At 46.0% G+C, this 6,544-nt stretch carries 7 protein-coding genes and 1 pseudogene; all 8 read right to left on the reverse strand.

Going from position 1 to position 6,544, the window contains the following annotated elements:
• A partial coding sequence (locus ACY8FN_RS21145) for a hypothetical protein (RefSeq protein WP_463101212.1) occupies positions 1 to 660 on the reverse strand: 660 nt, incomplete at its 3' end.
• Positions 661 to 772: 112 nt separating this feature from the next.
• Positions 773 to 991, reverse strand: a complete 219-nt coding sequence (locus ACY8FN_RS21150) for a Flexible pilin (protein ID WP_139694366.1) — start codon at positions 989 to 991, stop codon at positions 773 to 775.
• 331 nt (positions 992 to 1,322) lie between these two features.
• On the reverse strand, positions 1,323 to 1,673 hold the full coding sequence (locus ACY8FN_RS21155) for a hypothetical protein (RefSeq protein WP_463101213.1): 351 nt from the start codon (positions 1,671 to 1,673) through the stop codon (positions 1,323 to 1,325).
• Positions 1,674 to 2,037: 364 nt separating this feature from the next.
• On the reverse strand, positions 2,038 to 3,426 hold the full coding sequence (locus ACY8FN_RS21160) for a rep family protein (RefSeq protein ID WP_463101214.1): 1,389 nt from the start codon (positions 3,424 to 3,426) through the stop codon (positions 2,038 to 2,040).
• 437 nt (positions 3,427 to 3,863) lie between these two features.
• Entirely contained in the window at positions 3,864 to 4,358 is a 495-nt protein-coding gene (locus ACY8FN_RS21165) for a hypothetical protein (protein WP_463101215.1), read from the reverse strand.
• 97 nt (positions 4,359 to 4,455) lie between these two features.
• Positions 4,456 to 5,649, reverse strand: a complete 1,194-nt coding sequence (locus ACY8FN_RS21170) for a zonular occludens toxin family protein (protein WP_463101216.1) — start codon at positions 5,647 to 5,649, stop codon at positions 4,456 to 4,458.
• Entirely contained in the window at positions 5,650 to 5,964 is a 315-nt protein-coding gene (locus ACY8FN_RS21175) for a DUF2523 family protein (RefSeq protein WP_463101217.1), read from the reverse strand. It abuts the gene before it with no gap.
• A 4-nt stretch (positions 5,965 to 5,968) separates the two neighbouring features.
• A pseudogene (locus tag ACY8FN_RS21180) lies at positions 5,969 to 6,544 on the reverse strand (hypothetical protein); the annotation flags it as partial.

Consider the following 6,544-nt stretch of genomic DNA (forward strand, 5'->3'; position numbering starts at 1 on the left):
GCCAGTGCCAGCATTGCCCGAATTACCAGAACTATCCATCTTTGAGATTATTGATTGCAAAAGTTCATTAGTTTTATAAACCCCACCTAAAACGGCATCAGTAGAAGTTTTGGTATAAGAAATATCATCGGTCATTCTACCCAACCGAAAAATACTGGCTTTCATATCGATAGCTAATGACTCAGCGCTATGGGCAATCAAATTAAGATTAGCCGTATCATGTTGAGTAGCATCAACAACCTGACGCAAAGCAACACCAAGGTTTTTATTTAACTTAGCAACAGAACCAGAAACAGAAGTACCTGTTGAATCACCTATTACAGGTTGAAAGTCAATCCAACCAGAAATAGGTTTAGTGCCAGAAGATCCCTCATCTGGAGTGTTACCACTACCGTCTGAATCACCGTTACCGCTGCCATTACCCGCATAATTACAGGATGTACCAGTCGTTTCAACTGGCCCTCTGGTATTGGCCAGCGGCAACTCGACACACACGCCACGGCAATCAACCAAGCAACCGCCAAATTCAGAGCTTTCAAATTTAAGACACACAGGCAACTGAGTAGCAATAGTAACGTTACCAAGTTGCACACCGACAGGACAACCGCCAATAGCAAAAGCCAGTGATGGAAAAAATAATAAAAACAACCCTATGCGCACACAGCCCCCAATATAAAAAAAGGCGACCGAAGCCGCCTTAGATTGAAAAGGATGTTCGCCATCCCTCGACAAAGAACAAAAACCAGAGCGTCCCAATGATCAGGGACATGGTTTAAGCCTTGCGAATAAGGCTGATCAAGATACCAACACCCACCACAGCAGCGACCACAGCCATCACCTTGGGAGAGGTTGCGGCAATGTCAGATTGCGCAGCATCAAGAGCCTTGGAAGCAGCATCAGCTGGGCCACCCTCAGCGAGGGCGGCACTAGCAGACAGAGCGGTAACAGCAGCAATGCAACCATTGCGGAACAAGCCTGAAAATTTATTCATTTTTATTTATCCTCTTTTGGCACCGACAATCACACGGGCAATAGCGCCCAATTTAAGACCAATAACCCAGATCGTTAATCCAAAACCAAAGGCTATTGACGTTGTGGATATATCAAACTGAAACCAATTTGATATATCCGTTAATTTTGAATGTTCCTGAACGGTCATCAAAACATATGCGCACGAATCCGCCTCAGATAAACGGGCGTATCCCTCAGAAGTTAAATCCAAACAGACCATAGCCGCGCCCTCGTCGTCGCTCGCTGCGCGCTCTCGCTCCTCCTCCTCGTTGCGCGGCTATTTCCACGCAACTGAGAGAAAGGTCAAGAATTTACAAAACCTTGCCTTCGGCTAGCTTAGTGCTAGTGGAAAAAGCGGTATGCTCGGCAAAGAGATCAACAGCCGCAACGTGCTTAACGCCAACCAAGGTTAATTGAGCCTTGTTTTGCGCACCTGGGCGAGAACCAAAAGACACCTCAAAAACGCCAGGCAACTTACCACGCAGATCGAGAAGTGTTTCAGGTGTAGCGGAAACTTTTGTTGGCTTAAAGCCAAACGATTCGGCGGCATCATCACGGTAATCGTTAACGTACCAAACAGAGACACCAGAAAGCGGCCTGCCGCTTTGCTCGTCTTTCATGTTCCATACATCAGCGGAGAGAATCAAAGCACGTTCAGCCATAGTAAAACACCTCAAATGTAAAATGCGCCGCAGTAGTTAGGATGTGAAATTCAGCGACATGGGAACCACACGGAAAACATTATGATCACGCAAAGAAAGAGAGTCAAGAAGACTGTACTCGTTAGGAGTGCATCAGAATGGATAGAACTAGCCAAAAAAAAGACAGGAAAAGGGCGGGAAACAGAGATTGCTGCACTACTAGGAACAACCAAGCAGGCAGTAAACAACTACACAACAGGGCGAAATGGGATAGGGGCAAAGGAAGCCATCCGGCTAGGATGGCTGATTAATGAAGACCCAATAGAGATAATGATCACAAGCGCAGTTCATGCAAGCACTACCAGAGGGCACGATAGCTGGATCGCTATGCTGGAGGAGTACCAAACAAGGAAAGTTGGCCAAGCGGAAGATCCGGCGGAACAGGAACAGGAACAGGGATCGAAGAATCAAAACGCTCAAGAGACCAGCGAACAATGAGAGCATCTTTATCCGCTTGGGAGATAACGGGAGATTCATCAGGTTCAACAACTGGAGCTACAACAGGGGGAGCCTGCAAAGAGTCCAAAAAGAAAATAACAGCATCAGATCCGCCCGTCTCAGCGAGTCGCAAAATCGTAACCCGGACATCAGTTTTTTGTTGAAGAACAAGCCGCCATTGATCTGCTGTTATGGCACAAACCTCCTTAGCGTCATCCTCCTGAATCTCGGCAAGTTGTTCATCAGAAAGGTCATCAATGCCAAAAAGTGCCTTTAGGCCGCGAGTCCAAAAACACTGTCGAGCACCAAAAAACGCCTTGGCATAATCCCTGAAAATAGAGGCATAAAAATCAGATTTTGGGGAGCCTTCGTCAATGGCCCTCAAAAGGTCAAACGGGGTAAAACCCTTCGGGTTACTGCTGGTCTTAGTGTGGGACTTGGCCAGCTCGGAGGAAATGCCCCAGCGCTCTTCTCTACCCCACTTTTGCAGGTACTCAGCAGGAGAACGAGCAACAACAATGTGAACACCTCTTTTTCGATTGGGGAGAGGAAGATCAGAATGCAAGCACGCAGAATGCCAGGCATCAAAGAGGCGATCTCGAAGCTGGGCCAAAAGACGAGGGCCGAGCTTACGATTGATCAGCCAAAGCTCATGAACATGTGGATGCCAGCCGTTTTGAGCGCCCCAAGTAACCTCAAGATTACGAACAAGACCCAGCAACTGCATTTGCTCAGATACAGCCTTGTAACCCCGAGAGTTACGAAAGCGCTGTAAAGCTCCACGCAGACCAGAACGCTGATCCGAACCGAGAAGATCGCCAACCTTGTCAAATCGATCATGGGAAAAAGTAAGCGTGACCATCAAAAGAAAACCACCGGCCTCGGTGTGAACGTTGGCAGCGGCCTCGATCTCTTTCTTTCGCCGCTCAGAAATCTTTGCAGCACATACAGGACAAGTCCAAACAGATCCGCAAATCATCAGGTTTGCGTAATGGGCTCGCTTGTACTCGTCAGAGAGGAAAACACGAACATCGTTAGCTAGGCGAGTGCGTACGCACTTCAAAACTCGAAACTGGCCACCCCTTGGGGTCTCAGCATCACCAAGCACTGAACGGGAAACATTCTGTAAGCGGTAGCGATTGAAGCGGGTTGTTTCTGGGTCGGTTTCCAACACATATTCGTTGCGCTTCGGATTCAACCTAAAGCATTGAATTTCACCGGTTTTTTGGTCTACAACGGTGCGAATTTTGTGTATAGATTTCGTGTTATGTAACAAGGCCCCCACGGCAGCCCCGCTAGGGTCTGAGACCGCGCAGCTCTTGCACTCATGCTCTGATGTGTCTAACATTAAAACGTCCCGCTGATTGGTGTCGGTGTGACAAAATCTGTAAAGGGCTCGATGCTGCAAACATCGGGCCCTAACTTTTTACCCCCCATCGTAAGACCGGAAGGCGTAGAGCCTGCAAAACCCATCCCACACAGTCTAGTTGTCTGGACTGCTTTTTAAAACCCCCCACTATGAAGCCACAGATCCAAAAATGGCGCTATAGGCATCAAGCAAGGGAAGTGATTACCCTCGTTGTCTCGGGCCAACCCGCAAAAACAGGTTTAGCAGGAAGGGGGGGGTATCTACCACAGGGAATGACTCAAAAGACTGTTTCGGCGGCCTAACTACGTCACAAAAATGGACATAGAGGGGCCGCCTTATATGAGCTAGCGCTCATTGACCCGAGTCAACTGTGATAACGCAGAATCGAAAACAGCAGCATTAAGGCGATCCAGAACGTCAGCAGGCAATGACAACTCAGAGGGAGCATTAGCCAAAAGTAACTTTAGAGTTGGAATATCAGAACGATTAAAAGTAACCGTTACCGTATTTTGAGCCAAGCGGGCACGATAGCGAGCTTGCTTTTCGGCTGGGGAAAGAGCTTTGCCAGTGCGGGGACGACCCAAAGGGCGCTTTTCGGTAACAGTTACCAATGTTTCAACCTCAGAATCAGGCTCAAAAATGGCAAACTGGGGAGAATCCTTTTCACCAGCAAAGCGGCAAGTAGATTTCATCACCTTTTTTTCAAAATCGCCAAAAACATTGATAATCCAATATGTCTTCGTATCTCGCATAATTGGAAACTTAGACCCAACAGAAAGAGAAAACCAAGACAGGTTAGACTCAGAAACAACTTTAAGAAATTGAACAGCGGTAATCATAAAAAATCCCTCTTGTTTTAGTAACCGTTACCATAACTACATTATGCGTAACAGTTACCAAAAAGGCAAGGACTTTCGGTAACAGTTACCAAAAGTTTTAACTGGTTGGCTTGTCCCGCTGAGTGTCAGCGGAATACAAAGCAGCATTGTATTTACGGCGCAAAGCATCACCATCTGGATCACAGTACACATCAAGAGGCTGGCCCTCATACTTAACCACAGCATGACAGGCACTCATAGCATCAACACGGGCCAATTGATCCGGCCAATCATCAGTATAGAGAGGTTGAATTTCTTCACCTTTACGCAAAGAGAAACAATATTCGACCCGATAAGATCCCCGTTCATCCTTTATCAAAATATGACAACTGATAATCAATTTATTACCAGCAAACGGGCCTACAGAAATAAGCCCGCCAGAAGACGCAGCAGGAACGCCGCTAGCACGTACCCCAGCACCGGACGAATCACCCACCGCATCAGAAGGCGGAACAGCGGAAGAAGATGACGCAGCGGCCTTAGCAGGCGCATCAATATATTCAGGCTTGATGAAGCCAAAGAAAAAACAGAATCCAAGAAAGACCAGAAAAAATAATATTTTAGGGTCTCGTAGTATCGAACTGCCCGCGATTGTATCTGTGACCTTACCCGTTGCAGTTGAGTCATATAGTTTGAAAACATAATCAGGCACCTTATTAAATGGCTTGGCTTGCAACACATCAGACATTGACGAACCATTGTTATCAGCCAAATGTAAAACAGTCTTATAACGCTTTCCAAAGCCCAATATTTTCATATTGGTATGGCGAATAGCCGTTTCACCAGCAGCCCTAATAACCGGATGAACCTTTTTGATGTTCGGGGTCGTAAATACAAAATCCCAGTTATGATGCCGGTGCATATCAAATGCCACGTCTATGGTTTCCGGTCGGCCATCGTCTTTAGCCACATCCGGCCCACCAGGGTAATCCAAACGATCTAAATCACTCTGACGCCATGAAGGCGGAAAGATCCGCTGAACTTCATCAACCAGAAAAAAAGCCCCTTTAGGTGCCCAATGATAAAAGCGGGCGAACTTATCTCGACCATCTTGCGATTCGGTCTCGATGTAAGTCACCTCAAAACCATCAGGTACAGCCTTGCCCAGCACCTCCCTACAACGTTCTGCGGTAAAGCCGCGCACGTTGGTGATGATAAGACGGCCTGACTTGATAGCTGGCATCACATCGGTATGAATAGCCCCTGACGACTTGTAAGAGCCCGGCGCCCCATGGTGGATCTTGATGGACATTTACCACCCCATGATATTGAGCAAGAAGCGGGTAACAAACGCCTGAGACAAGATCGCAAGCCCCTTATCAATATGGAGATAAAGCAACACCGAACGCATGTTATCTGGAAGGGCATTAAATGAGGTGGACATCAACTCACTAAAATGGACATTAACCAATATCTGTTTTGCCACATCCCACGAAAAAGTCAGCATAAAAAGCTTAAACTCAACCCAAGAAATAACTAGCTTAACAGCCAACCACCCGCCGAACTGCACCAGCAACTGATATATATCGTTAAAGAACGAATTAAAAAACTCACCAAGCCATTCCATGCCATCACCTTTTAAATATCAACATCAGAGCCATGAAGTAAAAAATAAACATCATTAAAGCCGCCAACGTCTGCCAATAATCCTTGGAAGGAGGGCAAACCCGATATTCCTTGCCCGCATAACTGAACAAATCAAAGCAATCAATTACCCCAGCAGAACCAGACAATTGAAAATTAAAAACCTCTTTAACCTCATTGCCTATGTCTGAATATTTTTCTTTCAATGATTCATTGGCAGAATCAAGTTGTTTCTGAACACCAGCAACATCAAAAAAGCAATCTTCACCAGCACAAGCAGAATTATAAGACGAGGATTTAACAGAAATTGGATTATCAGCGGCGCCTGGCATTTTTGAATAATCAATTGAGGAACCACCAGAATCACCACCAGAGCTAGAGCTCATTTTATCGAGAGTATCGCTTATTTTCTTAGTAAAATGAGCCGTCTGATAAGTAGGCTGATTTAAATTACTAATGGAAGAATTAACAGAGTTAAGCTGATTTAATTTCTCATTGCTTGTAGATAAATTGCCACGTATAGAAACTAAATTTTCAAACAAACGTTTTTGATCAATGGAGTC

The sequence above is a fragment of the Aeromonas sp. 160P genome, from assembly GCF_055193095.1.

Coding starts and splice junctions, on each gene's coding strand:
- ACY8FN_RS21150 (WP_139694366.1), bottom strand. CDS start 991: ATGAATAAATTTTCAGGCTTGTTCCGCAATGGTTGCATTGCTGCTGTT.
- ACY8FN_RS21155 (WP_463101213.1), bottom strand. CDS start 1,673: ATGGCTGAACGTGCTTTGATTCTCTCCGCTGATGTATGGAACATGAAA.
- ACY8FN_RS21165 (WP_463101215.1), bottom strand. CDS start 4,358: ATGATTACCGCTGTTCAATTTCTTAAAGTTGTTTCTGAGTCTAACCTG.
- ACY8FN_RS21170 (WP_463101216.1), bottom strand. CDS start 5,649: ATGTCCATCAAGATCCACCATGGGGCGCCGGGCTCTTACAAGTCGTCA.
- ACY8FN_RS21175 (WP_463101217.1), bottom strand. CDS start 5,964: ATGGAATGGCTTGGTGAGTTTTTTAATTCGTTCTTTAACGATATATAT.